The organism is Streptococcus xiaochunlingii (genome assembly GCF_006385805.1).
GTDB lineage: Bacteria > Bacillota > Bacilli > Lactobacillales > Streptococcaceae > Streptococcus > Streptococcus xiaochunlingii.
In genome coordinates this window covers 215,012-241,484 of record NZ_VFSG01000002.1, presented here as the reverse complement: position 1 = coordinate 241,484, position 26,473 = coordinate 215,012, and the positions used below count along the sequence as shown (strand labels likewise).

General features: G+C 42.6%; 27 protein-coding genes. 2 read left to right on the top strand and 25 right to left on the bottom strand.

Features of this window, described 5'->3' with window-relative positions:
- Nucleotides 1-18: 18 nt before the first annotated feature.
- From sufB to FJR71_RS08580, 9 genes are all read right to left on the bottom strand, one after another.
- Entirely contained in the window at nucleotides 19-1,431 is a 1,413-nt protein-coding gene (sufB, locus tag FJR71_RS08625; protein ID WP_006594961.1) for a Fe-S cluster assembly protein SufB, read from the bottom strand.
- A gap of 145 nt (nucleotides 1,432-1,576) precedes the next feature.
- The gene (sufU, locus tag FJR71_RS08620; protein WP_048692025.1) at nucleotides 1,577-2,011 is read right to left on the bottom strand and encodes a Fe-S cluster assembly sulfur transfer protein SufU; all 435 of its coding nucleotides are present in this window, start codon (nucleotides 2,009-2,011) and stop codon (nucleotides 1,577-1,579) included.
- A complete protein-coding gene (locus FJR71_RS08615; RefSeq protein ID WP_048692027.1) occupies nucleotides 1,998-3,224 on the bottom strand; it encodes a cysteine desulfurase in 1,227 nt (408 codons plus the stop codon). Before FJR71_RS08615 ends, sufU begins: the two co-directional genes overlap by 14 nt.
- A 2-nt stretch (nucleotides 3,225-3,226) precedes the next feature.
- Complete coding sequence (sufD, locus tag FJR71_RS08610) at nucleotides 3,227-4,489, bottom strand: Fe-S cluster assembly protein SufD (protein ID WP_048692032.1); 1,263 nt, start codon at nucleotides 4,487-4,489, stop codon at nucleotides 3,227-3,229.
- Nucleotides 4,490-4,530: 41 nt separating this feature from the next.
- Nucleotides 4,531-5,301: a Fe-S cluster assembly ATPase SufC gene (sufC, locus tag FJR71_RS08605; protein WP_048692034.1), complete on the bottom strand. Its 771-nt coding sequence runs from the start codon at nucleotides 5,299-5,301 to the stop codon at nucleotides 4,531-4,533.
- An 86-nt stretch (nucleotides 5,302-5,387) separates the two neighbouring features.
- On the bottom strand, nucleotides 5,388-6,545 hold the full coding sequence (locus FJR71_RS08600) for a glycosyltransferase family 4 protein (protein WP_048692036.1): 1,158 nt from the start codon (nucleotides 6,543-6,545) through the stop codon (nucleotides 5,388-5,390).
- Nucleotides 6,542-7,288: an adaptor protein MecA gene (mecA, locus tag FJR71_RS08595; RefSeq protein WP_048692039.1), complete on the bottom strand. Its 747-nt coding sequence runs from the start codon at nucleotides 7,286-7,288 to the stop codon at nucleotides 6,542-6,544. Before mecA ends, FJR71_RS08600 begins: the two co-directional genes overlap by 4 nt.
- Before the next feature lie 164 nt (nucleotides 7,289-7,452).
- Nucleotides 7,453-8,289, bottom strand: a complete 837-nt coding sequence (locus FJR71_RS08590) for an undecaprenyl-diphosphate phosphatase (protein WP_048692043.1) — start codon at nucleotides 8,287-8,289, stop codon at nucleotides 7,453-7,455.
- A gap of 313 nt (nucleotides 8,290-8,602) precedes the next feature.
- Nucleotides 8,603-10,510 (bottom strand): DUF2207 domain-containing protein, encoded by a 1,908-nt coding sequence (locus FJR71_RS08580; protein ID WP_048788756.1) that lies wholly within the window; start codon nucleotides 10,508-10,510, stop codon nucleotides 8,603-8,605.
- Nucleotides 10,511-10,630: 120 nt separating this feature from the next.
- Between FJR71_RS08580 and FJR71_RS08575 the strand changes: the two genes are divergently transcribed.
- Both FJR71_RS08575 and FJR71_RS08570 read left to right on the top strand, forming a co-directional pair.
- A complete protein-coding gene (locus FJR71_RS08575) occupies nucleotides 10,631-12,193 on the top strand; it encodes an ABC transporter substrate-binding protein/permease (protein ID WP_048788757.1) in 1,563 nt (520 codons plus the stop codon).
- Nucleotides 12,193-12,933, top strand: coding sequence for an amino acid ABC transporter ATP-binding protein (locus FJR71_RS08570; RefSeq protein WP_140814649.1), 741 nt, complete (start codon nucleotides 12,193-12,195; stop codon nucleotides 12,931-12,933). The genes FJR71_RS08575 and FJR71_RS08570 overlap by 1 nt, the downstream gene beginning before the upstream one ends.
- 195 nt (nucleotides 12,934-13,128) lie before the next feature.
- Here FJR71_RS08570 and FJR71_RS08565 read toward each other — a convergent pair whose 3' ends face one another.
- The 16 genes from FJR71_RS08565 to rpmB all read right to left on the bottom strand — a co-directional run bounded on the left by FJR71_RS08565 (nucleotide 13,129) and on the right by rpmB (nucleotide 26,397).
- Nucleotides 13,129-13,344 carry a capsule biosynthesis transcriptional regulator gene (locus FJR71_RS08565; RefSeq protein WP_006594972.1) on the bottom strand — a complete coding sequence of 72 codons (216 nt, stop codon included), beginning with the start codon at nucleotides 13,342-13,344 and terminating at the stop codon, nucleotides 13,129-13,131.
- 109 nt (nucleotides 13,345-13,453) lie between these two features.
- Complete coding sequence (locus FJR71_RS08560) at nucleotides 13,454-14,341, bottom strand: SPFH domain-containing protein (RefSeq protein WP_023022202.1); 888 nt, start codon at nucleotides 14,339-14,341, stop codon at nucleotides 13,454-13,456.
- Between the two features lie 61 nt (nucleotides 14,342-14,402).
- Nucleotides 14,403-15,653 carry a threonine ammonia-lyase IlvA gene (ilvA, locus tag FJR71_RS08555; protein WP_140814646.1) on the bottom strand — a complete coding sequence of 417 codons (1,251 nt, stop codon included), beginning with the start codon at nucleotides 15,651-15,653 and terminating at the stop codon, nucleotides 14,403-14,405.
- A 215-nt stretch (nucleotides 15,654-15,868) separates the two neighbouring features.
- Nucleotides 15,869-16,891, bottom strand: a complete 1,023-nt coding sequence (ilvC, locus tag FJR71_RS08550; RefSeq protein ID WP_023027688.1) for a ketol-acid reductoisomerase — start codon at nucleotides 16,889-16,891, stop codon at nucleotides 15,869-15,871.
- Between the two features lie 66 nt (nucleotides 16,892-16,957).
- Nucleotides 16,958-17,434, bottom strand: coding sequence for an acetolactate synthase small subunit (ilvN, locus tag FJR71_RS08545; protein WP_006594976.1), 477 nt, complete (start codon nucleotides 17,432-17,434; stop codon nucleotides 16,958-16,960).
- On the bottom strand, nucleotides 17,427-19,127 hold the full coding sequence (locus tag FJR71_RS08540) for an acetolactate synthase large subunit (RefSeq protein WP_140814644.1): 1,701 nt from the start codon (nucleotides 19,125-19,127) through the stop codon (nucleotides 17,427-17,429). The genes ilvN and FJR71_RS08540 overlap by 8 nt, the downstream gene beginning before the upstream one ends.
- 343 nt (nucleotides 19,128-19,470) lie before the next feature.
- Nucleotides 19,471-20,070, bottom strand: coding sequence for a response regulator transcription factor (locus FJR71_RS08535; RefSeq protein ID WP_140814641.1), 600 nt, complete (start codon nucleotides 20,068-20,070; stop codon nucleotides 19,471-19,473).
- 1 nt (nucleotide 20,071) lies between these two features.
- A complete protein-coding gene (locus FJR71_RS08530) occupies nucleotides 20,072-21,169 on the bottom strand; it encodes a sensor histidine kinase (RefSeq protein WP_140814638.1) in 1,098 nt (365 codons plus the stop codon).
- Nucleotides 21,166-21,906 carry an ABC transporter permease gene (locus FJR71_RS08525; protein WP_140814635.1) on the bottom strand — a complete coding sequence of 247 codons (741 nt, stop codon included), beginning with the start codon at nucleotides 21,904-21,906 and terminating at the stop codon, nucleotides 21,166-21,168. The genes FJR71_RS08530 and FJR71_RS08525 overlap by 4 nt, the downstream gene beginning before the upstream one ends.
- A 4-nt stretch (nucleotides 21,907-21,910) precedes the next feature.
- On the bottom strand, nucleotides 21,911-22,792 hold the full coding sequence (locus FJR71_RS08520; protein ID WP_140814633.1) for an ABC transporter ATP-binding protein: 882 nt from the start codon (nucleotides 22,790-22,792) through the stop codon (nucleotides 21,911-21,913).
- Nucleotides 22,779-22,976, bottom strand: a complete 198-nt coding sequence (locus FJR71_RS08515; protein ID WP_023022192.1) for a hypothetical protein — start codon at nucleotides 22,974-22,976, stop codon at nucleotides 22,779-22,781. Before FJR71_RS08515 ends, FJR71_RS08520 begins: the two co-directional genes overlap by 14 nt.
- Nucleotides 22,973-23,164, bottom strand: a complete 192-nt coding sequence (locus tag FJR71_RS08510) for a hypothetical protein (protein ID WP_125374750.1) — start codon at nucleotides 23,162-23,164, stop codon at nucleotides 22,973-22,975. The genes FJR71_RS08515 and FJR71_RS08510 overlap by 4 nt, the downstream gene beginning before the upstream one ends.
- A 125-nt stretch (nucleotides 23,165-23,289) precedes the next feature.
- On the bottom strand, nucleotides 23,290-23,859 hold the full coding sequence (locus FJR71_RS08505) for an SP0191 family lipoprotein (RefSeq protein ID WP_140814631.1): 570 nt from the start codon (nucleotides 23,857-23,859) through the stop codon (nucleotides 23,290-23,292).
- A 161-nt stretch (nucleotides 23,860-24,020) separates the two neighbouring features.
- Nucleotides 24,021-25,685, bottom strand: a complete 1,665-nt coding sequence (locus FJR71_RS08500; RefSeq protein WP_140814629.1) for a DAK2 domain-containing protein — start codon at nucleotides 25,683-25,685, stop codon at nucleotides 24,021-24,023.
- Nucleotides 25,686-25,687: 2 nt separating this feature from the next.
- Entirely contained in the window at nucleotides 25,688-26,053 is a 366-nt protein-coding gene (locus tag FJR71_RS08495; RefSeq protein WP_006594986.1) for an Asp23/Gls24 family envelope stress response protein, read from the bottom strand.
- A 155-nt stretch (nucleotides 26,054-26,208) separates the two neighbouring features.
- Entirely contained in the window at nucleotides 26,209-26,397 is a 189-nt protein-coding gene (gene rpmB / locus FJR71_RS08490) for a 50S ribosomal protein L28 (protein WP_001140948.1), read from the bottom strand.
- Between the last annotated feature and the right edge of the window lie 76 nt (nucleotides 26,398-26,473).

Below are 26,473 nucleotides of genomic sequence, written 5' to 3'. Positions count from 1 at the left end.
GCTTCTCCTTTTATCTCCTTAACCGACAGATCCTTCCATTTCGTAGCTAATCAATCGGTTCAGCTCAACTGCATATTCCATTGGAAGTTCTTTAGTGAAGGGCTCTACAAATCCCATGACGATCATTTCAGTCGCTTCTGATTCTGATAAACCACGGCTCATGAGGTAATAGAGTTGCTCTTCAGAAATCTTAGAAACCTTAGCTTCGTGCTCCAAAGCAACTTGCGAGTTATGAATTTCATTAAATGGAATGGTATCTGATGCAGATAAGTCATCCATGATAATGGTATCACACTCAATGTGACTGACAGATTTCGCTGAATCTTTATTAAAGGTCACTTGTCCACGGTAGTCAACCTTCCCTCCACCTTTCGCGATGGATTTTGAGACGATTGAAGAGCTGGTATGTGGAGCATTATGGATCATTTTAGCACCTGTATCTTGGTGTTGCCCCGCATTTGCAAAGGCGATAGAAAGCATAGTCCCACGCGCGCCTTCTCCATCCAGATAAACAGACGGGTATTTCATGGTCGTTTTAGCTCCGAGGTTTCCATCGATCCATTCAACTGTCGCATCTTTGGTTGCTTTGGCCCGTTTGGTTACCAAGTTATAGACATTGTCAGACCAATTTTGGATAGTCGTGTAACGCATATAAGCGCCATCCAAGGCAAAAATTTCGACAATGGCTGCGTGCAAGCTGTTACTTGAATAAGTCGGTGCTGTACATCCTTCTACATAGTGGACGCTAGCGCCTTCATCAACAATAATCAAAGTCCGCTCAAACTGACCTGTATTTTCATTATTAATCCGGAAGTAGGTCTGCAAAGGAACATCGACCTTTACACCCTTCGGTACATAGATAAAGGTCCCACCTGACCAAACAGCTGAGTTGAGGGCTGCCAACTTATTATCCGTTGGAGGTACCAACTTAGCAAAGTATTGCTTAAACAAGTCTGGATATTCCTTCAAAGCCGAATCTGTATCGGTAAAAATGATTCCGAGCTTTTGGAATTCTTCCTTCATGTTATGGTAAACTACTTCAGACTCATACTGAGCAGCTGCTCCGGCCAGGTAAGCACGCTCTGCTTCTGGAATACCAATCCGTTCAAATGTTTCCTTAATTTTTTCAGGCACTTCATCCCAGCTACGTGCAGGTTTATCAGATGGTTTTTGATAATAAATCAAATCATCAAAATCAATATCTGACAAGTCTGCTCCCCAAGTTTGCATCGGCATTTTTTTAAATGCTTCATAAGACTTCAAACGGAACTCCAGCATCCATTCCGGCTCATTTTTCGCAGCAGACAACTCGCGAATAACCGATTCATTCAACCCTTTTCCTGTTGACAAGATTGGGTCTACATCATCGTGAAAGCCAAATTTATATTCACCAAGATCAATTGGTTTTGGTTCTACTCTTTCTTCTGTCATATCTTTCCTTTCATTTTCTTTTTAGCGCTCTTTACATGTGATTACTTTTTCTAATCTGGATCATCAGCAGCCGAATGTTGATAGCACTTCTCACCAGAAGCTCGGTTAAAAAACAGACTTGAATCTTCATCACTTTTATTTATCATTAGGCTTGAGCATCGATTGCTTTCTTGAGAGCATTCCAAGCCAGGGTCGAGCACTTGATCCGTTGTGGAAATTTAGCAACCCCAGCTAAAAAGGCTGCATCTCCCAACTGGTCTTGACAGGTATCTTCTTTGCCTTGGACCATTTCTGAAAAAATAGTCGCCAACTCTAGCACTTCTTCTTTGGATTTTCCTAGGACAACGTCCGTCATCATACTAGCAGAAGCCGTCGAAATCGTACAACCTGAGTTGACAAAGGCAATGTCCTTGATTACTCCTTCATCATCAAACTGAACAGACAAACTAATCACATCGCCACAAGTTGGATTGTTTAAGTTGATTTGTTCAATCCCTTCAATCTTTCCATGGTGATGGGGATTTTTTGAATGGTCAGCTACTACAGCCATATAGAGGCTATCTAATTTAGAAAGTGCCATTGAAAAACTCCTTTGTTTTTATCAGCGCTTCTACAAGCTTATCACAGTCTTCCTTTGTATTGTAGAGATAAAAGCTAGCCCGAGCAGTCGCTGGAACCTCCAAATACTGGATCAAAGGTTGAGCACAATGGTGGCCTGCCCGAACGGCAACCCCTTCATAATCCAGGGCAGTCGCAAGATCATGAGGATGCAGATCCCCTAAGTTGAAGGAAATCACCCCAGAGCGTTTCGCTAAATCTTGGGAGCCATAGATTTTCAAGCCTTCAATTGCTTGAAGTTTGGGAAAGACGTAGGCAATCAAGTCTTGCTCGTGATGCTCAATGGCATCCATGCCAATAGCCTCTAAATAATCAATCGCCGCAGCTAAACCAATAGCGCCAGCCATATTTGGAGTCCCTGCTTCGAATTTCCAAGGGAGTTCCTTCCAAGTTGCGGATTGTTCATAGACAAAGTCAATCATTTCCCCACCAAATTCAACAGGTGACATTTGGTTGAGATAGTGCTCTTTTCCATACAAGACTCCAATTCCTGTCGGTCCAGCCATTTTATGTCCGGAAAAGACAAAGAAGTCTGCATCTAGTTTTTGAACATCAATTTTCATATGGGGGACTGATTGGGCCCCATCCACTACCATAATAGCACCTTTTTCATGGGCTAATTGAGCGAGTTCCTGGATAGGATTGATCACCCCGAGAACGTTAGAAGCATGGGTAATGGAAACAAACTTGGTTCGATCTGTCAATTTTTCTCGGAAATCCTCTAAATCCAGACCACCGTCTTTCAAGTAGGCATAGACCAACTTCGCCCCTGTCTTCCGACAAGCTTCCTGCCAAGGAAGGATGTTGGAATGGTGTTCCATAATAGAGATGAGGACCTCATCCCCCTCTTCGAGGATTTCCTCTGCAAACCGCCCAATCCAGTTCAAGCCTGTCGTGGTCCCTCTCGTAAACAAGACCTCTTTGGTCGAGGAAGCGTTTATAAAACGACGGACCGTTTCTCTTGCTGCTTCATAGGACGCGGTCGCCCGTTCCGCCAAGGTATGAACCCCGCGGTGAACATTGGCGTTATCCTCTTGGTAATAGCGATTCACCGCCTCTAAGACAGCTTTTGGTTTTTGTGTCGTCGCTGCATTATCTAAATAGACAAGTGGCTCATCATTCACTATTTGATCTAAAATCGGGAAATCTTTCCGAATCTTTTCGACATCTATCATGTTTATCTCTTCAATAATTTATCTTCAATGGTTTGGATCATTTCTTCACGAACTTCTTGGACTGGAATCTCCACAATCACTGATCCAAGGAAACCACGAACCACTAGGCGTTCTGCAGTTGCCTGATCCAAGCCACGGCTCATGAGGTAGTACATGTCTTCTGGATCTACCTGACCGATAGAAGCCGCGTGACCTGCAGTCACATCATTTTCATCGATCAAAAGAATTGGGTTAGCATCGGAACGAGCTTGGTCAGAAAGCATTAACACACGGCTTTCTTGTTGGGCATCTGCCCCTTTTGCTCCCTTGATAATGTGGCCAATCCCGTTGAAGGTCAAGGTTGCCTTTTCAAGAATGACACCATGTTGGAGAATGTTCCCTACCGAATTGCAACCATAGTTGGTTACACGGGTATCAATCCCTTGTACCTGACGACCACTAGATAGGGCTACGACCTTCAGGTCTGCATGGCTGCCGTTTCCTATCAAGTCACTATCAAAGTCAGCAACGATATTTCCTTCGTTCATGACACCGATTGCCCAGTCAATGCTAGCATCCTTGCCTAGTTTCCCACGGCGGCTAATGTAGGCAGTGACATTCTCACCAAGACGATCAATCGCAGCAAACTTCACTTGCGCACCCGAACGGGCAATGACTTCTACTGTGATATTAGCAGTTGCCTTAGCACTACCTTCTCCACGTGACTCTAACCGTTCAAGGTAACTAAGCTTACTGTTCTTACCAGCGATAATCAAGATGTGCTTGTTAAATGGCACATCGCTATCACTATCCTGGTAGAAGACACCCTCGATTGGCTCCGCGATTTCTACATGATCTGGAATATAGAGAACAGCTCCACTATTGAAATAAGCTGTGTGGTAGGCTGCCAACTTGTCATCATCATATTTAACGGATGACATGAAAAATTCCTCTACGACCTCTGGAATTACTTCCAGGGCTGAGTGGAAGTCTGTAAAGATGACTCCCTGGTTGGCCAAGTCAACTGGAATCTGTTCAAATACTGTATGGGTTCCATGCTGAACCAATTTTAATTGATTGTCAATCGCAGTAAAGTCTGGCACAGCCGTGAGCGGCTCACTTTCTGTGATCGTTCCATCGCCAAGATTCCAACGATGAAATTTCACGCGTTCAATCACGGGTAGTTCTAAATCATCAATTTTATCAAAAGCCTTCTGACGCAAGTCCTGCAACCATTGGGGCTCTGCATGCATTTCTGAAAAAAGTTTGATATTTTCTTTGGTCATTTACTCCTCCTCAAAGATCCTGTTCAGTTTTGGACACAAGATTAGAGTTCTTCTTTGTAGTCGTAACCTAACTCTTCTGCTAATTTCGCGTATCCTTCACGCTCCAAACGCACAGCAAGCTCAGGGCCACCTGAAAGGACAACACGACCTTCCATCATCACGTGAACCACATCAGGAGTAATGTAGTTTAAAAGACGTTGGTAGTGGGTAATGATCATGGCACCAAAACCTTCGCCACGCATTTCATTGACCCCTTTTGAAACTACTTTAAGGGCATCGATATCCAAACCAGAGTCAATCTCATCAAGGAGGGCAAACTTCGGTTCCAACATCAATAATTGCAGAATTTCATTGCGTTTCTTCTCACCACCTGAGAAACCTTCGTTCAAATAGCGTTCTGCCATCTCTTCCTTCATATTGAGGAGTTCCATTTTCTGGTCCAATTTTGTGATGAAATCACGAACAGAAATTTTTTCGTCCTCTTCTTTGCCTGCATTCATGGCTGCACGAAGGAATTCAGCATTGGTAATTCCTGGAATTTCTGATGGGTATTGCATAGCCAAGAAAAGGCCCATGCGAGCACGTTCATCCACTTCCAATTCAAGGATATTCACTCCATCAAATAGAATCTCACCCTTGGTCACTTCATAGTTTGGATTCCCCATGATCGCTGCAGATAGGGTGGATTTCCCTGTCCCGTTAGGTCCCATGATGGCTGCGATTTCCCCTGTTTTAAGGGTCAAGTTCACGCCTTTTAAAATTTCCTTGCCTTCAATTTCTACATGAAGATCTTTAATCTCTAATACTGACATTTGTATTCCTTTCTGCTATAGAGTTTTGTCTTATCTAGTATAACAAAAAAAAGCCTAAAAGGCTTTTCTGGTGTTTAGAATCGTTCTTATTTAGTCTTATTTTTTCTATTTTGTCGAACTTCCTCTCGATAGGCAGAATTTCCTATATAGCGTAAGCAATTTAGGAGCGGACTATGGTTCGGACCTAGGACTCCAATCAATTCTGCTAATAATTCAACTCCTAATACCAAACCGATGACAAGCAGAACGCCACCAATACGAGTCGAAATATTCAATAGAAGAGAAATCATAGCAAAAATCATCGAAATCCCATAGATGACCAAGACGGTTCCACGATGCGTTAAGCCCAAAGAAAGTAGGCGATGGTGCAAGTGATTCCGGTCTGGGGCATAGAACTTCTGACCAGAGAGAGTCCGACGAACAATCGCTAAAAAGGTATCCGTAATGGGAACTCCCAAGATAATCATCGGCGTAACAACTGCAACAGCCGTCGCATTCTTAAGACCTTGCAAGGACAAAACAGCAATCATAAAACCAATGAAGAGGGCTCCTGTATCCCCTAAATAAAGAATCGCTGGATGATAATTAAAGGGGAAGAAACCAGCAATGGCCATGACTAAGACAAAAATCGTCATAGTCAGAAAGAGATTGGGCACTGGGAGAAAGAAATGAGAAACAATCCCCATCGTCACCAAGGAAATAATCGAAACCCCACTGACCAGGCCATCCAAACCATCAATCAAATTGACTGCATTGGTAATCGAAATGATCCAAATGACTGTTAAAATATAGGACAACCAGGGATCAAAATGAAGAAATGGCCCTCCAAAAGGGATCTTGAAATCATTTAAGCGAAAATCTGTAAAGAACCAGATCACACTGGCCCCTAGGAAAATCCCCAACATCTTTAACCGCGGTGATAATTCTTTTATATCATCGATTAAACCAGTCAGGCCAATGATCCATCCTCCAACAACAACTGGTAAAGTATAGGTCAGATATGATGTCTTAGCTACATAGCCTTTGGTAATCATCGGTAGCAATACCACGGTTGCAATGGTGAAAGCAAGAAGAATGGCTAAACCACCAGCGCTGGGCATGGGTTTTTTATTGATCCGACGCGCATTTGGATAGTCTACGGCATCTATTTTAAAGGCCAGTAACCTCACAAAGGGAGTTAGAATCAAACTGATCAAAAAAGTTGCAATCAGGACCAGGATAAATTGTAATGGAAAAGTAATCATACCAAATTAACCTTTTGAAGTTCGTTAATAGCATCTGAGACGAGCAAGAGATGGCCATGTTCCTGGAGGACAGCTCTAGTAGTATCTGTATCTTCCGCATATTCACGCATGGTTGCCAAGAGCCAACCTGGATAATCTTGCGGGCACCCTTCCAAATCAATCAAGACGGTTAAATAGTAAACCCCGTCCATTTTATAAAGTTCCGAAGTCTCGACCGCATAATGAACTGTTTTTGTAAACCGAATCACTTCTTCTAACTGAGAAAACTGGAGGATATAATAAATATACCGTGTATCTACTGGATGATTCGGTGTATCTTCTTCTGAAAGCTGATTCTCATCAGCCAATTCCTCAGCTTCTAAATGACGGATAGCATCGCCGTCTCCCTTACTCTTTTCAGAGATGGTTTTTTCCAAGGTCTTGATAAATTCGTCCGGAGACATTTGCGACAATTCTTCCATATCAGGCAAGTCGGAAAAATCTTCAAAATTTAGATGCTGGTCAATTTTTGATTTGGTCACAAAAACATCGAGCTTATCCGGCTTAGGAGTCACTCGGAAACTCAACATGCCACTGTCTAAGAAGCTTTCTGGCATTTCCAATTCATCTAAGATGGTATAGAAAAATTCTTCTGTTTTTTCTTGAGGCACCAAAAAATCGGCCATTTCCATGCCTCGTTCCTCTAAATCCTCTAATTGAATCGTGATTTTAATGGTTGAATCACTGATTTGCTTCATCTTCATGACTGCACCTCATACTGTTAGTCTTTCTATTATACTAAAAAGGGACATATTTTTCAAAACATGACCCCCACCTCAGATATGAAAAAACCTTAAACAAAAGAGCACTTCCTCCCCCCTCAAACATAGCCATTTGAAGTGAAAGAAGAAGCACTCCTATCTCATGATTAGATAAAGATTTTAATTACTGCATAGACCAGCAAAATCGCTCCCAAAACAATCCGATATTTTCCAAAAACCGTGAAGTCATGAGTTTTAACATAATCTGTCAAGAAGCGAATTGCTACCATACTGACTCCGAAGGCAACTGCCATAGCGACCAAAAGGATCGTCCCTTGGCTGAAACTTAAAGCATTTCCTCCCAAGACAAACTTAGCGACCTTTAATAGGCTAGCTCCAAACATGGCAGGAATCCCCAGATAGAAGGTAAATTCTGTCACAACAGAACGGCTAACTCCATTGACCAAACCACCTACAATCGTTGCACCTGACCGACTGGTCCCTGGGAAAAGTGACAAGACTTGGAACAAACCAATATAGAGAGCAGTCTTATAAGGCAACTTGTGTAATTCCGTCACTTCTGGTTCTACTTGCTCTCGTTTTTCAAGGTAAATAAAGGCCCACCCATAGGTGATCAGCATGATGGCTACAGAAAAAGAGTTATGAAAATGAGCTTCAAACCAATCATCTAATTTAAAGACAAAGAGCAAAGGCAGGGTCGCCACAGCAACCTTGGCCCACAATTGCCAAGTCCGTCTCACCTCTTTTTTCGATTTTCCAGGCTTAAAGGGATAAAGCTTGTCGAAGTAAATCACGACGACGGCCATAATAGCACCAAGCTGAATAACGACATTAAACATCTCCATAAAGGCAGGGTTTTGATCCTTAAACTGAATAAAGTCTTGGATCAAAATCAAATGACCTGTACTTGAGATTGGAAGCCACTCGGTGACTCCTTCAACGATTCCAAAAAGAATCGCTTTTATCACTTCAATGATAAACATCTTCTTCTCCTAAACTTACATTTGCTATATTATAACACATTTCTAGCCATAGAACCAGATGTGCTTGCAAGGATGCATAGACTAAAAAAGAGAGTGGGACAGAAATCGGTAATTCGTTAGAATTCGATTTCGTCGTCCCACCTCCGCACAGTTGAGTAGGGCTGTAAAAGCTGATGAAATCAGCGTAGTAGAGCCCACTCAACCACTGCGTCTTGCTCAACAATCCCAAAATAATTGAGAGGCTAGGACTTTTGTCCCAGCCTCTTCTATAAAATTATACACACAACTGTGGCTAGCTAGCACTTGTGCGACTCTAAAAAGCACCGAAGCCACCGCCACCACCGCCACCAGAGAAGCCACCACCAGAACTACCGCTTGAAGATACTGTAAAATGACTAGCAGTTGTCGCGGTCGTTCCATAAGTAGATAAGAGATGGCTGGAATGGATCAGATTACTACGAAATGGAGTGTAGACATAGGCATCCATACTTGGGTTATCCAAGTGGATTTGACGAAGCTTCATCACTTTACTTACTTGATCTGCAAAACCAAATAGAGTAGCATAGACTAATAAGCGATTCCATAAAACCAGCGATTGAACTTCTGCTTCTTCCAAATGAGCGATATCCCGCAACATATTACGGAAGCTATCCCAGTAATAGCGCTGTTCTGCACCGAGGTCCGTTGGGACTCCATCCCGTCGATAGAGGGTGAACTTCCCTTGGAAGGATGCTGGAAGAATCCACATCACCAACACATAGATCACACAAAAGATAGAGAGCCAATTCAAGATGAAATAAGCAATTAGACCGGCTACCAAAGCAATGCTCCATGCTGCCCATCCAAAGAAGAGGCACATACGGCCTGCACGTTCCTCCCCTGCCTCTAAAGGACGGTAGTAAGGAGAAAGGGCAAAGGTTTGGATCTTTTGTTGAACTGCCTGAGCGACACGAGAAATCGCTGCATCAATCCGATCTTGCGCTTGTTTTCCACGCTTGCGAATAGCATCTTGATCTTTTTCAGAGGCATATTTATAGAGAGAATCCGAAATTTCATAATCTGAAAACAAGTCATCTGTTCTACAATATTTTTGAGAACCGAAAGCTAGTCTAAGAAATTCGCGCTCAAATTCATCCAATGTATCTTCATTTTGAATGGTTAAAACTGTATGAGTGTCGTATTGCTCACAGATGATATTTTTTCGATCAATCAAATCAAGTAAGGTTGCTTGCACCAACTGATCAAATTTAAAGACGCCCCGAGCGTGTTTTTTGGTTGGAGAAATCTCATCTAGCTCTGTAGAGTATACAATCGAGGCCATTAGTAGAGGCGCAACGTCATTTGGAATCTCATACAAGCGGCTATTTTTTGGGAAAACTCTGGTAGAAGTCACAGATTGTATGAATCGATGACGATAATAAATAGCAAGAAGAAGGAAGAACAGAATAAGGATTGGGAGTAGGACCTTCATAAATAGGCGAATCCAGGTCCGTTTTTGAACAATTCCTGCTTCCGTCCGATGATAGTTGGACTCCTCCATCAAACCTGTATCGCGATAGGATTCCCCAAAGGAAGCTATATCCGATTTCCGCCAGTAAGCATAAATCTCAACACCTTCTTTTCGTTTCAGATTCTCTAGAGTAGCCTTATAGTTTGCTTCTTCTTTCTGAACAGTTGCCTCAGCCCCCATATAAGCCGTATGGATATTCAGTTCCGATTTTGAGGCAGCTGTGGCAAATTTCGGGATAACCTGTAACTCTACTTTTTTGACCTCTTGATCCCCATCACTGATTGGTTTCCAGTTCAATAATAGGATATCTTGGTGAACATAGAGCAAGTTTTTTAAGCGCCAGGTAACCTTTATCTTGACAGTATCCCCTGCACTTCCACCGTTATAAATCTTTACCTGATAACCATCGCCTAAATTATGAACTTCTGGTTCTTGCGACAAGGTTCTACCTTCCACTTCCACCAAAGGAGGAATTACTATTTCAAAACCTTGAGGCATTTTACCAGCACTTCCTAAGGTGACATATTGACCATTATAGGAAGTTGTAAAATGATAGACCAATTCTTCCTCATAGGTAGCATCATCCCAAGTTTCCAAGGTAAGAGTCCCCCGATAAGACTGAACCTCATAGGAAGGACCATCCGCTTTTACAAAACCTGTTATAAATAGACAGGCCATCACTGCCAATAGAACATACAGAATTTTTTTCATTTCCCCTATACTCCTTTGGTTTATTATAGCATTTTTTCATGAAAAGGTTATCAGGTTTGAAAAGTAGACCAATTTCCTGTACAATAAGATGATACTATTTATAAAGGAAGAGGAGACTACATGAAAAAAACAATTTATGCTCTCTTTACCGGACTACTTTTGTGTCTGGGAATGAGCCATATTGTCAAAGCAGATGAGTATCTCCGGATTGGAATGGAGGCTGCGTATGCTCCTTTCAACTGGACTCAAGAAGATGATTCAAATGGAGCCGTAAAGATTGATGGCACCAACCAATATGCCAACGGGTACGATGTTCAAATCGCCAAAAAAGTTGCTGAGGGACTAGGTAAAAAACCTCTGATCGTAAAAACATCTTGGAACGGACTAATTCCAGCCCTCACTTCTGGGAAAATCGATATGATCATCGCCGGGATGAGTCCTACTGCTGAGCGCAAAAAAGAGGTTGCCTTTTCTAATAGCTACTATACTAGTGAGCCAGTCATGCTAGTTCGCAAAGATGGAAACTATGCGAATGCCACTAGTTTAGATGACTTTAAGGATGCCAAGGTCACCTCTCAACAAGGGGTCTACCTCTACTCGCTCATCTCCCAACTCAAGGGTGCAAAACAAGAAACTGCAATGGGAGACTTTGCTCAAATGCGCCAAGCTTTAGAATCTGGTGTTATTGATGCCTATGTTTCTGAGCGTCCAGAAGCCTTGACAGCTGAGTCCGCTAATTCAAAATTTAAGATGATCCAATTCAAAAAAGGATTTGAAGTTGGGGAAGAAGATGCGACCATCGCTATCGGGATGAAGAAGGGTGACGCTAGACTTGACCAAGTCAATGCGGCACTAGCGAAAATTTCATCTGAAGACCAAGTCAAACTCATGGATGATATGATCAAGAAGCAACCAGCTTCCAGCGATGCTAGCGATGATGAGCAGACTTTCTTCAGCCAAATGATGAAGATTTTGAAAGATAATGGCCCACAGTTCTTACGTGGAACTGGTATGACCCTCCTCATCTCCATGACAGGGACCATTGCTGGTTTGATTATCGGTTTGTTGATCGGTGTCTTCCGGACTGCGCCTATGTCTAAAAACAAGGCTCTCGCTGCCTTGCAAACATTCTTTGGTTGGTTCCTCAATGTCTACATTGAAATCTTCCGCGGAACTCCGATGATCGTTCAATCCATGGTTATTTTCTACGGTTCAGCCCAAGCCTTCAACATTTCCTTGGATCGTACCTGGGCCGCCATCTTTATTGTTTCGATCAATACAGGGGCTTATATGAGCGAGATTGTTCGTGGAGGAATCTTAGCAGTGGATACTGGTCAGTTTGAAGCAGCGACTGCTCTAGGAATGACCCATGGACAAACCATGCGCAAGGTCGTCCTTCCTCAAGTTATTCGCAATATCTTGCCAGCAACAGGTAATGAATTTGTCATCAACATCAAGGATACATCGGTCTTGAATGTTATCTCTGTGGTTGAACTCTACTTTACAGGAAATACGGTCGCAACTCAAAACTACCAATACTTCCCAACCTTTACTATTATTGCGGTTATTTACTTTATCCTGACTTTCACTATCACCCGTATCCTTCGTTACATCGAACGTCGCTTAGATTCTGATACCTATACAACTGGTGCCAATCAAATGCAAGTCAAAGAGGTGAAATAATGGCAGAAAAAATACTTGAAATCAAACACTTAAAAAAATCCTACGGTCAAAACGAAGTTTTGAAGGACATCTCTCTTTCTGTTGAGAAAGGCGAAGTGATCTCCATCATCGGGAGCTCTGGTAGCGGGAAATCTACCTTCCTTCGCTCCATTAATCTCTTAGAAACGCCGACTGATGGAGAAATCCTCTACCGGGGGCAAAACGTTCTCGATCCAGATTACGATCTCACCCACTATCGGGAAAAATTGGGCATGGTTTTCCAAAGCTTCAACCTCTTTGAAAACTTAAATGTCTTAGAAAACACCATTGTCGCTCAAACAACTGTCCTAAAACGGGACCGAGAAACGGCAGAAAAGATTGCTAAAGCGAATTTGGAGAAAGTTGGCATGAGAGAACCTTATTGGGCTGCTCGTCCAAAACAACTTTCAGGAGGACAAAAGCAACGGGTCGCTATCGCTCGTGCTCTCTCTATGGATCCAGATGCCATTTTGTTTGATGAGCCAACCTCTGCTCTGGACCCTGAAATGGTCGGAGAAGTTCTTAAAATTATGCAAGACTTAGCCAAAGAAGGCTTAACCATGATCGTGGTAACACACGAAATGGAATTTGCACGAGACGTCTCAAGTCGTGTGATCTTTATGGACAAGGGGGTCATCGCTGAACAAGGTGATCCGAAAGAAATCTTTACCAATCCAAAGGAAGAACGGACCAAAGAATTCTTACAACGTTTCTTAAACTAAAACAAACTCCCTCACTGGAAATCCTTCCGATGAGGGAGTTTTTCAATACTATCAATTGAAAGAAAGATTCCACACATAAACTTGTTGAAATCCTTTGATAGATATGAAGAAAACTAGTGATACTTTCCTACGATATCCTGATTTATACTATATAAAAAGAAGGGAAGCTTTTCCCCTTCTTTTTTATATGTAAGATTAATTTTCGAATTTTTGATGATTCTTATCATAAAAATCGATCAAGCCAAGCGCAGTTTCAAACGAAATGTTCTTCACTTTTGCACGACCTTGCGCAAGTGCAATGATAGACATTTCACGGGCGTTCGTTTCTTTACTAATACGATAGCCAGTGATTTTTTTATCACGTACCCAACCAACAACTGATTCCACTTTTTCGAAGTTCGATTTAGCCATGATTCTTCTCCTATATTATTATTTCCAATACTAATATAAAATTTTTTACATATTTTGTCAACCATAATAGCTGAAAATACGAACAATTTTAAAAAAGTCAGATATTTTGTTATTTAGCTTTTAAAGCTGAGAGGATTTGGGTGCGAATATTCTCTACGCCATCCGGATTTGCTGGCAAGAAGAGGGTATTGGTGCCTTGTTTTTCTGCAAAATTATTCAAAGTATCCAAATATTGGTTGGTCAAAAGAATCGACATGATCTGTTCTTCTGTCAAATTCACATTGGTGTCTTTCAATTCCTTGATAGAATCTGCCAAACCATCTACAATGGCCTTCCGTTGCTCTGCAATACCGACCCCGTGAAGGCGATCTTTTTCAGCTTCTGCTTCGGCTGCGGTAACAATCTTAATCTTATCAGCTTCAGCCAATTCTTGGGCAGCCACACGTTTCCGTTGAGCAGCGTTGATTTCATTCATTGACTGCTTCACTTCAGCATCTGGTTCAACTTTAGTAATCAAGGTTTTTACGATAATGTAACCATAGGTCGACATTTCTTCAGCTACTTGTTTTTGAACCTCAAGGGCGATTTCATCTTTTTTCTCGAACAATTCATCCAAGGTCAACTTTGGAACAGATGAGCGCAAGGCATCTTCGATGTAAGATTTGATCTGAGCTTCTGGGCGCATCAATTTGTAGTAAGCATCCGTTACATTGTTTTCATTTACGCGGTATTGTGTCGCTACATTCATGGTAACGAATACATTATCCTGTGTCTTAGTTTCGACTACAATCTCGCTTTGCAAGAGACGCAATTGCACACGCGCCGCAATTTTATCGATTCCAAATGGTGCACGGACATGAATTCCACTGTTGCTGATCTTTTGATAGCGTCCAAAACGCTCAATAATCGCAACAGATTGTTGTTTCACCACATAGAGCGAGCTAATGAATACAGTAGCTCCAACTACTAGAATAGCCAATAGAAAAATCCAAATCATTTCCTGATTCTCCTTTATATTTTATTTACTTTTTAGAAGTGGTTCTTTGTTAAAGAATCCATCATACCAACATGTTATAGAGGGTTTCATTTCCATTTAAGTTAATGAAAGAAGGGTCGAATTGTTCAATCCGATTGATCAGTCCTGCATAGTCATGCTTATCTGCCAAAGCGACACCAATCAAGACTGGCCCAGTCCCTTTACTTGCCCGTTTGATATACTCAAACCGCGTGATATCGTCATTTGGACCTAAGATATCATTTACAAACTCTCTCAAAGCTCCTGGACGTTGCGGGAAGTTGACGATGAAGTAGTGTTTGATACCATCATAGATCAAGGCCCGCTCTTCCATCTCTGGCATCCGGTTAATGTCATTGTTCCCCCCAGAAATCACACAACAAATGGTCTTCCCTTTGATATACTCTCTCAACACTTCCAAAGCTGCAACACTGGCAGCTCCAGCTGGTTCTGCAACCAAACCTTGCTTAGAATATAGATCAATCAAGGTCTCAGAGATCAAGCCCTCGTTGACGCCAATCAAGGTCTCAACATTTTTTTTCGTTGCTTCATAAGTCAACTGACCAACCTTTTGAACAGCAATCCCATCCGCAAACTTATCAATCTGTTTGAGTTTTACTGGACCTCCGGCTTCAAAGGCTGCCTTCATCGACCGAGCGCCATCTGCTTCGATCCCAATCACCTCGATTTCCGGCGCTTGTTCCTTGATATAGGTGGATACTCCGGCGATGAGGCCACCTCCACCAACTGGTACTAACACCGCATCGAAGTCGATGGACTCTTTTTTAGCTTCCTCTAGAATTTCATAGGCTACAGTTCCTTGACCCGCTTGGACATTGGCATCATCAAATGGATCAATGAAGGTACAGTTTTTAAGTTCAGTATATTCCTGCGCCGCCTTAGAAGAAGCATCAAAGGTATCTCCTACTAATTTAATGGTCACATACTCTCCACCGAAGAAACGAACCTGACTAATCTTTTGCTGAGGCGTCGTAATCGGCATAAAGATAGTTGCTGGGATTTTCATCTCTCGGCAGGTGTAGGCAACTCCTTGAGCGTGGTTGCCCGCAGAAGCACAGACTACTCCTCGCTCTCTCTCTTTTTCATGTAACTGAGAAATTGCGTAGTAGGCTCCACGGATCTTAAATGAACGAACCCGCTGAGCATTTTCCTTCTTTAAGTAAATTTTCGCTCCATACTTTTCGGATAAATAATGATCATAATCTAAGGGAGTCTCAACAACCACACCCTTTAAGACCTTGTGGGCTTTTATGATATCTTTCGATGTTATCATAGTCTTCCTCTTCTTCTCCTTATTTCATCTAATTATATCAAAAGACTGCAAAAATTTCAGCGTGTTTTCCAAATTTTCAGAAAAATCACCCAAAATGCTCGATATGGCACGTCTCTTCATACAGATTCTGCTAAATGGTTGAAAATACCTTCCAATCCATCTCTGCTATTGATGAAAAAGAAGTTGGGATTTCTCCCAACTTCACCATCACCTCATTAGTTATAGATTTTAAAGGCGTCGTCATCATTTTTTCCAACGAATGGCATTGCTTTACGCAATTCAGCACCAACTTTTTCGATTTCAAGGTTAGCCGCTTGTTCACGGTAAGCAGTCAATTTTGGACGACCAGCTTTGTAGTCGTTGACAAAGTCGTTGGCGAATTTACCATTTTGGATGTCCGCAAGAACGGCTTTCATGTTTTCTTTCACTTGCTCAGTAATGACACGTGGACCTGACACGTAGTCACCGTATTCAGCAGTGTTTGAAATTGATTGACGCATTTTCTTGAATCCACCTTCGTAGATCAAGTCAACGATGAGTTTCATTTCGTGAAGTACCTCAAAGTAAGCCAATTCTGGAGCGTATCCAGCTTCCGTCAAGACTTCAAAACCTGCTTCGATAAGGGCAGTCAAACCACCACAAAGAACAGCTTGTTCACCAAACAAATCTTCTTCTGTTTCTTCTTTATATGTTGTTTCCAAAAGTCCTACACGTGCTGAACCAACACCTTTACACCAGTCCATAGCGATGTCTTTAGCGTTACCTGTAGCATCTTGATATACAGCGTAAAGAGCTGGCACACCAAATCCTTCTTCGTAGGTACGGCGAACCAAGTGACCTGGTCCTTTAGGCGCACACATGAAGACATCAACATCTGCAGGAACTTTAATGAATTCGAAGTGGATGTTGAAACCATGTGCAAATCCAACAGCATTTCCAGCTTCCAAGTTTGGCGCAATTTCTGCTTCGTACAATTCTTGTTGGATTTCGTCTGGAGCCAAGATCATGATAACATCAGCCAATTTAGTTGCTTCTGCTACTGTGTAAGTATCAAAACCATCTTCTTTTGCTTTGTCAAAAGATTTACCTGGACGTACACCGATGATCACATCATGACCTGAGTCACGCAAGTTTTGAGCATGGGCATGACCTTGTGATCCATAACCGATCACAGCGATTTTTTTACCGTCAAGTGCTGCTACTTTTACATCTTTTTCGTATTCCATTTGAACTGCCATAGTTTTTTTCTCTCTTTTCTATATTTATTGCCTGTTAGGCTGTTATAACAAATTTAGGTTGGATTTTTAGTCGCGGGTAAATCCAGTTGCACCAGTCCGTGCGACATTCTTAATCCCATAAGGACGAATGACACGCAAGAGAGCTTCGTTCTTCTCTGCATTTCCTGTCATCTGCACGGTGATGGAGCTTGGAGCCACGTCTACCACAGTCGCGCGGAAGGGCTGGATAATGGCTAGCAATTCTGCCCGTTTCTCTGCAGGCGCTGAGACCTTGATCAGAATCACTTCACGCTCGAGGTGAGGTTTATCTGTAATATCTCGAACGCGAATCACATCGACCTGGCGGTTGAGTTGCTTGATGATTTGTTCCACTTCATCATGAGACGCGACGTCAATGATAATAGTAATCCGTGACACATTGGGATTTTCTGTCGCCCCTACCGAGATACTCTCAATGTTGACTTGGCGTCTAGACAAGACACCAGTAAAGCGATTGAGAACCCCAGACCGGTTTTGAAGTTTGGCTGTTAACATTCTACGCATTAAACTTCACCCCCAACATCTCATGATTGCTCTTACCAGCTGGTACCATTGGTAAAACGTGCTCTTTCCGAGAAATGTCGATCTCGATGAACATTGGTACATCTTCGGTAATAACTTCCAAATCCTTCTCTAAGGTTTCGGGATTATCAAATTTGTAATTCTTAATCCCATAGGCTTGCGCCATCAATTGGAAGTCTGGCAAGGTTTCAAAGACAGACTCTGATGTTCGTCCATCATAGAAGGCTTCTTGCCACTGCCGAACCATTCCCAGTGAATGGTTGTTGAGCATGATGACCTTGATTGGAATCTTGTAAACATTCAAGATTGCCAATTCTTGGTTGGTCATCTGGAAGCCACCATCTCCGACAAAGAGCACGACTTCTTTATCTGGATTGGCAATCTTAGCACCAATGGCGGCTGGGACACCGAATCCCATGGTTCCTAGACCACCAGAAGTCACCAACTGCCGTTCGTTTTGGTACGGGTAGTACTGAGCAGCCCACATTTGGTGTTGGCCAACGTCTGTCACGACGATGGCATCCCCCTTGGTCAACTCACCCACGCGTTCAATAACTGCTTGGGGTTGGACCACGCGTTCTTTCTTATCGTAAGAACGAACCCGATTTTTATCTTGGGTAACTTTCTCAACCCATTTCTCCGTATTGGTATGAACCACTGGCTCTGCTAACAATTGTTTTAAGGCTTTTTTGGCATCGCCAACGACTGGAACATCGACTGCAATGATTTTACCAATCTCTGCTGGGTCAATATCAATGTGAGCGACTTTGGCATTCTTCGCAAAGGTCTTTGGATTTCCCGTCAGACGATCATCAAAACGACAACCGATGCTAATCATGAAATCTGCTTCTGTCATAGCAATGTTGGCCGCAAAAGAACCGTGCATGCCTCCCATCCCAAGGAAGAGAGGGTGGCTGGTTGCAATCGTCCCCTGTCCTAGAAGACTAGTTACCACAGGGATCTGATAGCGTTCTGCTAAGGCTACCAATTCGTCCGCCGCTTCTGCATAGCTGACGCCACCTCCAGCCAAGAGGACTGGTTTCTTAGCCTTGCCAAGTTGCTTCAAGATTTTCTTAATCTGTAATTCATTTGGTTCAATAGTCGGCTGGTAACTTGGAATGTTAACGGCCGGATTGTAAATATAATCAGTTTCTAGGGCAGAGACATCTTTTGGAAGGTCAATGACGACGGGGCCTGGACGCCCAGTTGTCGCAATATGAACTGCTTCCGTGATAACCCGTGGAATATCCGCTGTCTCACGTACTTGGTAATTGTACTTGGTAATCGGCATGGTAATCCCAACAATATCTGCCTCTTGGAAGGCATCCTTCCCGATCCCAGAACGGTTGACCTGACCAGTAAACACAAGAAGAGGAACACTATCACTCATGGCATCCGCAATCCCTGTAATGGCATTGGTTGCTCCAGGTCCACTTGTGACGACGGCTACACCCAGCTTCCCAGTTGATTTGGCATAGCCTTCAGCTTCATGCAAGCAGCCTTGTTCATGTCGGCCAAGAATGTGTTTGATCCCTTTAAAACTATAAATAGCATCATAAAGGGGCAAAACCGCTCCACCTGGGTAGCCAAAAATGGTATCAATCCCAAGATCTCGAAGCGTTTCTAGCACAAGCTCTGAACCTGTCTTTGCAGTTTCTAAGGTAATTTTCTCCATGTCTCTCCTTTCTGTTTCTTTGATTATCAAATGAGCATGCTACTATCATACCTTTTTTCAAATAACTTTTCAAGTAAAAATAACAAATTTTCTGAATTTTCTATCCAAATCCGAATAATGAGAGCTCTCCTAAAAAATTGACAAATCTAATCAAAAAAGAGGCTGGAACAAAAGTCCTAGCCTCTCAATTGTCTTTGGATTGTCGAGCAAGACGCAGTGGTTGAGTGGGCTCTACTACGCTGATTTCATCAGCTTTTACACCCCTACTCAACTGTGCGGAGGTGGGACGACGAAATCGAATTCTAACGAAATTACCGATTTCTGTCCCACTCTCTTTTCTTCCTTATAACCAACCCTTTTCTTGGGCGATCTTTGCTGCCTCAGTCCGATTATCTGCATCCAACTTGGTCAGAATGGCTGACATATAATTGCGGATGGTCCCGTTAGAGAGAAATAACCGATCAGCAATTTCTTGGTTAGAAGCTCCTTTGGCAACTTCTTTTAGGACCGCTTGCTCCTGAGAGCTTAGAGGATTGGGGTGGGTTAGGATTCCCTCCATTAATTCAGGAGAATATTCTTTTTGCCCTGCCAAGACTGTATGCAGGGTGGCCATCAAGTCTGTAATGCGGCGTTCTTTTAAAACATAGGCATCGACTCCAGCCTTGAGGGCCCGCTCAAAATAACCCGGTCGCTTAAAGGTGGTAACGATGACGACCTTGAGCTGGGGTTGTTGACTTTTAGCCCATTCCAAGACTTCTAACCCTGTTTTGATTGGCATCTCGATATCTAAAATAGCAATATCGACTGGATGGCTTTCGAGTAAGCGAATAGCTTCTTGTCCATCTCCAGCCTGCAAGACTTCTTCCACGTCCTCTTGCAAAAGCAAGAGCTGGCAGAGCGCATCACGCAACATACTTTGGTCTTCAGCAACTAATAAGCGCATATTATTTCCTTTCTTGATAGGGGATCCGTATTTCTATCCGGGTCGGCTTGTATTGATGACTGATATCTAGCTCTCCTCCCAACAAGGCAATCCGTTCGCGGATCGAGTGCAGGTCCTTATCGGAGACCTTATCAAAGCCAATACCGTTGTCTTCTGCGACCATTTCTACCCCTGTTTCGGTGGAGCGATAAGTGAGAAGGGCCTGCGTTGCTCTGGCATGTTTGATCATATTGGTGGCTAGTTCCAGAGACACCATGGCCAGAGCAGACTCTAGGATCGGGGAAATACTAGCTGTATCGAGCTCGTTTTGGATCTCCACTTTGACTTGCGCCACTTCTAGCATTTGCCGGACAGTTTCTAACTCTCTTGCCAGGGTTCGTTGCTTCAAGTTCTCCACAATCTCCCGGACTTGGTGCATGGACTCTTGGCTAATGGCTTGAATCTCTTGTACCTGCTCCCGAGCCTTCTCAACCTGTCCGAATGCTAAGAATTGATCGGCTAGATCTGCCTTGACACTAAGCATGGCAAAGGTGTGTCCTAGACTGTCATGTAGATCGCGGCCAATCCGCTGACGTTCATTTTCCGCCAGCAAGAGATTGATCTGGGCGTTTTGCTTGGCATGATCAACTTTCAGTTCCTCCATCATTCGAATCCGGACCATGCTATAGGTCATCACCGCGATGAACAAACAAATAATCAGTATAAAAAGCCACTCGTCTTTTCTCAAATAGGGATTAAATAACAAGGCTCCAAAGAGGATTAATTGCGATAAAACAGCCGTCCAAAGAAAAGGGGAACGAAAATGATAGATTCGAAAATGATAGACTAAAATATTGCTAATATAGTAGTAAAACCATATATAGTTACTTCCAATATAAAAGGTACTTCCTGCAACATAAAACAAAAGATAGAGCCAAAAAAACCAGGTCAGTTTCTTATCTTCCGTAATGAGGATCCCTAGATAGCTCACCATAAAGAAGAGGGCAAAAAAGAAATGCCACCAGGGAATTTGCCCAAAGAAAATAGTAGCAAAAGGGAAGGCCATAAAGACCAAGCTTACGTAAAACATATAATGAATACGTTTCAGTTTTTCAATCATGAACGAACCTCAGAATGACGACGATAAACGATGACAAGAGCAAACAAGAGCAAGGTAAACAAGCTTAAATAAAGACTAGCAAAGACATTAACCTGGTCCTTATTTAAAAAGGTCTTGATCAGTTCCATCAATTGATAGGTTGGCAGGCATTTGCCAATAGCCTGCATCCATTCTGGAAAGACACTAATCGGCATCCATAGGCCACCCATGACAGCCAGTCCCATATAGAGGAGGTTGCCCGCAACCGACATCAATTGACTGGAAGGAAGCAAGGTCAAGACCAGACCGATAGCTACAAAAGCTAGACTTCCTAGGATGAGAAGGAAGGCTGCTAAGATCCAATCCTGTAAGGGCATGTTCACATGGCGCACCACATGACCCACGGTAAAGACGACCCCAATAGAGAGGAGAAAGTCGACAAAGAGACCCGCAACCTTTATTAGATAATATTCTACCATAGATACGGGGGTATGGCGCAAGACTTTTTGCCAATTATTAAGTCGATCGGTTTCAAGAACCGTAGGAAAGGAAAATAGGGCTGTAGACATCATGGAAAAAGCCGTCATGGAGAGGAGATAATCCCTCATAAAATGAGACGGTGCCCCTGGTGTGTCCTGGTACATCCCTGAAAAAAAGAGATAGAAGGCCGTAGGCATCCCAATTGATAACAAGTAATAAATGGCTTGGCGTCTGGTCAAATGCCACTCAACCACGCCGAGAGCTTTCATGCGTTTCATCTTCTCAACCTACTTCCTTTGTATTTTCAAAAATAGAATCTAATAAACTTCGATTGGTCACTTCGATCTCTTGGATCGAACATCCTTCTTCTTGCAATCGCGTCCACAAGCAATTGGCATCGCCTGTCACAACTTGAAGAGCATCTGGTTTGACCGTCACTTGACCAATTCCGTCCATCCCTGCCACTAGAGCTCGGTAGCGCAAAGGCAGGGTGAAATGTTTTTCTACCTCTTCACTTCTCATAGCGAGAGGAGTCGTATCCCGAAGCAAACGTCCCTGATGCAAGACCAGGATCCGGTCGGCTGTATGCTCTACTTCCTCGATGTAATGGGAAGAATAGACAATGGTCACACCTTGATCTTTTAAATGCTCAACAATCTCCCAAAAGCGTTGGCGAGTGGACGTATCCATAGCGGCCGTTGGCTCATCTAAAAATAGCAGACTGGGACGACCAATCAAGGTCAGTACAAAGGATAGGAGACGTTTTTGCCCACCAGACAGCTTACTGGCCAATTGCTTCTTTTGTTCTGGAGTAAAACGCAATAGATCATCGATTTCATTGACCGTTAAGGGTTGGGGATAAATAGAGCGAAAGAAGCTGATCAGTTCCTGCACGGTTAGCTTTTGCACGATGGCATTCTCTTGAGGAAGATAAGAGACACTAGCCTTTAATTGAGGATGACCAGGAGCTTTTCCCTCCACTTCAATGATTCCAGCTGTTGCCTTTATATCTCCTAGGAGACAATTCATCAAGGTTGTCTTCCCTGCTCCGTTTGGCCCAATCAAGGCCAAACAGTCTCCTCGTTCAACCTTGAAAGAAAGGTCTTCTAGAATCATTTTCCCTTTAATACTTTTCTTCAAACTCTCAACTCTAATGACACTCATGATGCTCTCCTTTCAACCAGATTTGGCCAGCTGGAATGATGACAGAGACGACTAAGGTCACTCCCCAAACCGTTTGGAAAAACCAGCTAGGGAAATGGGCAGAGAACCAACCCGTCATCTGCTCAGTTACCCAGAGGACCATACACAAAGCAAACATCCAGCCAATTTCTAGTTTCTTATTCATTGCTCCATCTCCTTTTTAACAGCCTTGACCATTTTCAACACTTCTTGAACAGCCCAGCTCATGATTCCAATTCCCGCAAACAATTCCCATGGGAAATGGTAATAAAGACTATCATCTCCTGAAAATATTAAATAAACGACCATTCCAATAATTGTCATCGTAAAAACTTTCATTAACCACTGTTTCATTTTTATACCTCTCACTTTCTGACTATATTATAGCCAAAGGTAAAAGTTGCCACTAGATGATTTTGTCACTGGCTCACATGACAAATGTCATAGAAAATAAAAAAAGGCCGGACATGAGTCCGAACCTATAGTGCTGGCGTTTCTTCTTTGAAACCGTGGAGTTTTAATCCTGTGAAAACAGTAGAGGCCTTGATGTCTTTTAGATCACCAATACCGAGATCTTTAAAGTAAGATAAGTCTTTGACCTTGTCCCAATCAATGGTTTCCATATCAACAGAAACTGTTGAAGCTAATTTTTTCTCTGGAGTGACCTTATATTCGATATTGAAGCCAGCCATGTCTTTCAGTGCTGTGTATTCTGAATCTGACTGCAAGCCTTCATTAATAATTTTTGTCATCTCTTCAGGACTTAGGTTAGCTGAATTAGTAGCTATTTTTTCAGGTAGGGCCGACAAAACATCTAACTTCAATTTCTGAACCTTGTCACCTTTTGTCGTGATGGTGTAGCGATGTTGATTGCCATTGATTTCTGCAGTGAGAACTTTGGTTTCTTCCTTTGCCTCACTTGTAACAGTTTCACTTTTTTCTATCGAAGTAGTGGTTGAGCTTTTTGATGTTTCTGTGGATTGAGACTTAGTGGCACAACCTGTCATCACAAAAAGCAAAGCTCCTAAAAAGCAGATTACCTTTTTCATGTGCTTTTTCTCCTATTTCTATTTTTCTAAAGTATAACATATCAAACAAAAATTGTCTAAAAACACCTATCTAATCGCTTTCATAAAGCTTTTTTTACCAAAAAAAGAGCTAAAAAATCATTTTTTTGGCTCTTTTTCTTTCTATTTTTGAAATCTTTTGATTATTCGACGCTAAACAAGTATGGGTAAACTGGTTGATTTCCTTGATGAATTTCGACTTCGACATCTTCATATTTAGCCATCAAGTTTTGAGCCAACTCATTGGCCAGATCTTCTTGACCATCTTCACCGATATAGATCGTGACAATTTCACTATCTTCGTCCAACATCTTATCAAAGGTAGCAGTCAAGGTTTCCATCATATCTGGATTGGAAACAACGATTTTACCATCAACCATTCCAAGATTGTCGTTTTCATGGATTTCAAGACCATCAATAGTGGTATCACGAACGGCTGTCGTCACACTACCTGAAACAACATCTTCCAATGAAGCGCTCATGCGCTCGTAGTTTTCTTCGATAGACTTGCTTTCATCGAAGGCAAGAAGACTGGTCAATCCTTGAGGGATGGTCTTGGTCTCTACTACAGCTGCAGGTTGTTCAATGACTTCTGCTGCTGATTGAGCGGCCATCAAGATATTTTTGTTATTTGGCAAGATAATGATGTTGCGCGCATTCAACTCTTCAACAGCTTTGACAAAGTCTTCTGTTGATGGGTTCATAGTTTGACCACCAGAGATGATGTAATCCACACCTTGCGCTTTGAAGATATCCGCTAATCCGTCACCCGCAACGACTGCGATGATGGCATATTCTTTTGCTTCAGCTGGTTTCGCTTGACGCTCTTCTTTTTCAACTTGTGCTTCGTGCTGGTTGCGCATGTTGTCGACTTTTACCTTGACCAAGCTACCATATTTCAATCCTTCTTGCATAACAAGACCTGGATCTTCAGTATGGACATGGACTTTGACGATTTCATCATCGTTAACGACTAGTAGAGAATCCCCAAGATTGTTCAAATAGTTACGGAATTCATCGTAGTCAAAGTTTTTGACATAGGTTGGACCTTGTTTCAAAGCCACCATGATCTCTGTACAGTAACCAAAGGTGATATCTTCGGTTTCCACATGGCCCGCTACGGACTTGTGGTGCTCTGCGTTGATCATTTCTGACATGGTTGCTGGAGTCGCCACAAATTCTTCAGAAGCGATGAATTCTCCTGTCAAAGCTGATAGGAACCCTTCATAAATGAAGACCAAACCTTGACCACCAGAGTCCACTACACCAACTTCCTTCAATACAGGAAGCATATCTGGTGTTTTGGCAAGAGCTGTCTTAGCTCCTTCAAGGGCCGCACGCATGACTTCGACCGCATCATTGGTAGATTCTGCTTTTTTCTTGGCACCGATGGCAGCACCACGAGAAACGGTCAAGATGGTTCCTTCTACAGGCTTCATTACCGCTTTATAGGCTACTTCAACCCCTGCTTGAAAGGCTGCCGCAAGAGCTGCTCCATCCAATTCATCCTTGTCTTTGACACTTTGGGAAAATCCGCGGAACAACTGAGAAGTAATGACTCCTGAGTTTCCACGCGCTCCCATCAAAAGCCCTTTCGCAAAGATATTTGCTGCTTCTCCAACAGTTGAAGCAGAGCGATCGGCTACTTCTTTTGCACCATTTTCAATGGTCATCCCCATATTGGTTCCAGTATCACCGTCTGGTACAGGAAAAACGTTCAATGAATTGACATACTCGGCTTGTTTATTTAAGCGAGTAGCCCCTGCTTGGACCATTTCTTGAAATAAACTAGTTGTAATTTTAGACACGATTATTCTCCCACAATTTTAATGTTTTGGATATAGACGTTGACTGTATCCGTTGTGATTCCAAGTTGATTTTCTAGACTGAATTTGACACGCTCTTGAATATTTTTTGAGACTTCGCTAATCTTTGTACCATAGCTCAAAACAGTGTAAACATCAACCGCAATACTTCCTGCTTCCGCTGTTTTCACAACGACACCCTTAGAGTAGTTTTCCTTACCTAAGAGAGCTTGGAAATTATCTTTAATCGCGTTTTTGCTAGCCATCCCAACCACTCCAAAAATTTCAGTGGCTGCACCGCCTACAACAGTTGCGATGACATCATCGGTCAATTCAATTTGACCATCTTTTGTATTGATTTTTACTGTCATAATTTCTACCTCAAAAGTATTTTATATTCTATTTTACCATAAAAGAGGGCGCGTGTAAAAGGGATACATCTTTCTCCTATCGGTTGATACAAATGTCCAAAAAGAGGAAAAATGAAGAAAAAAGAAAAGGACCTCCAAGAGATCCTCATTTCTGATTAAACGCGTTCTACTTTACCAGATTTCAATGCACGAGCTGAAGCCCAAACTTTTTTAGGTTTACCATCGATAAGGACAGTTACTTTTTGAAGGTTTGGTTTTACGGCACGTTTGGTTTGGTTCATCGCGTGTGAACGGTTGTTTCCTGATACAGTCTTACGACCAGTGAAATAACATACTTTAGCCATTCTGTTTTGCCTCCTATTAGATCTAATATTACGGATGTGCTAGCACCACATACCGTACTATATTACCAAAAAAACT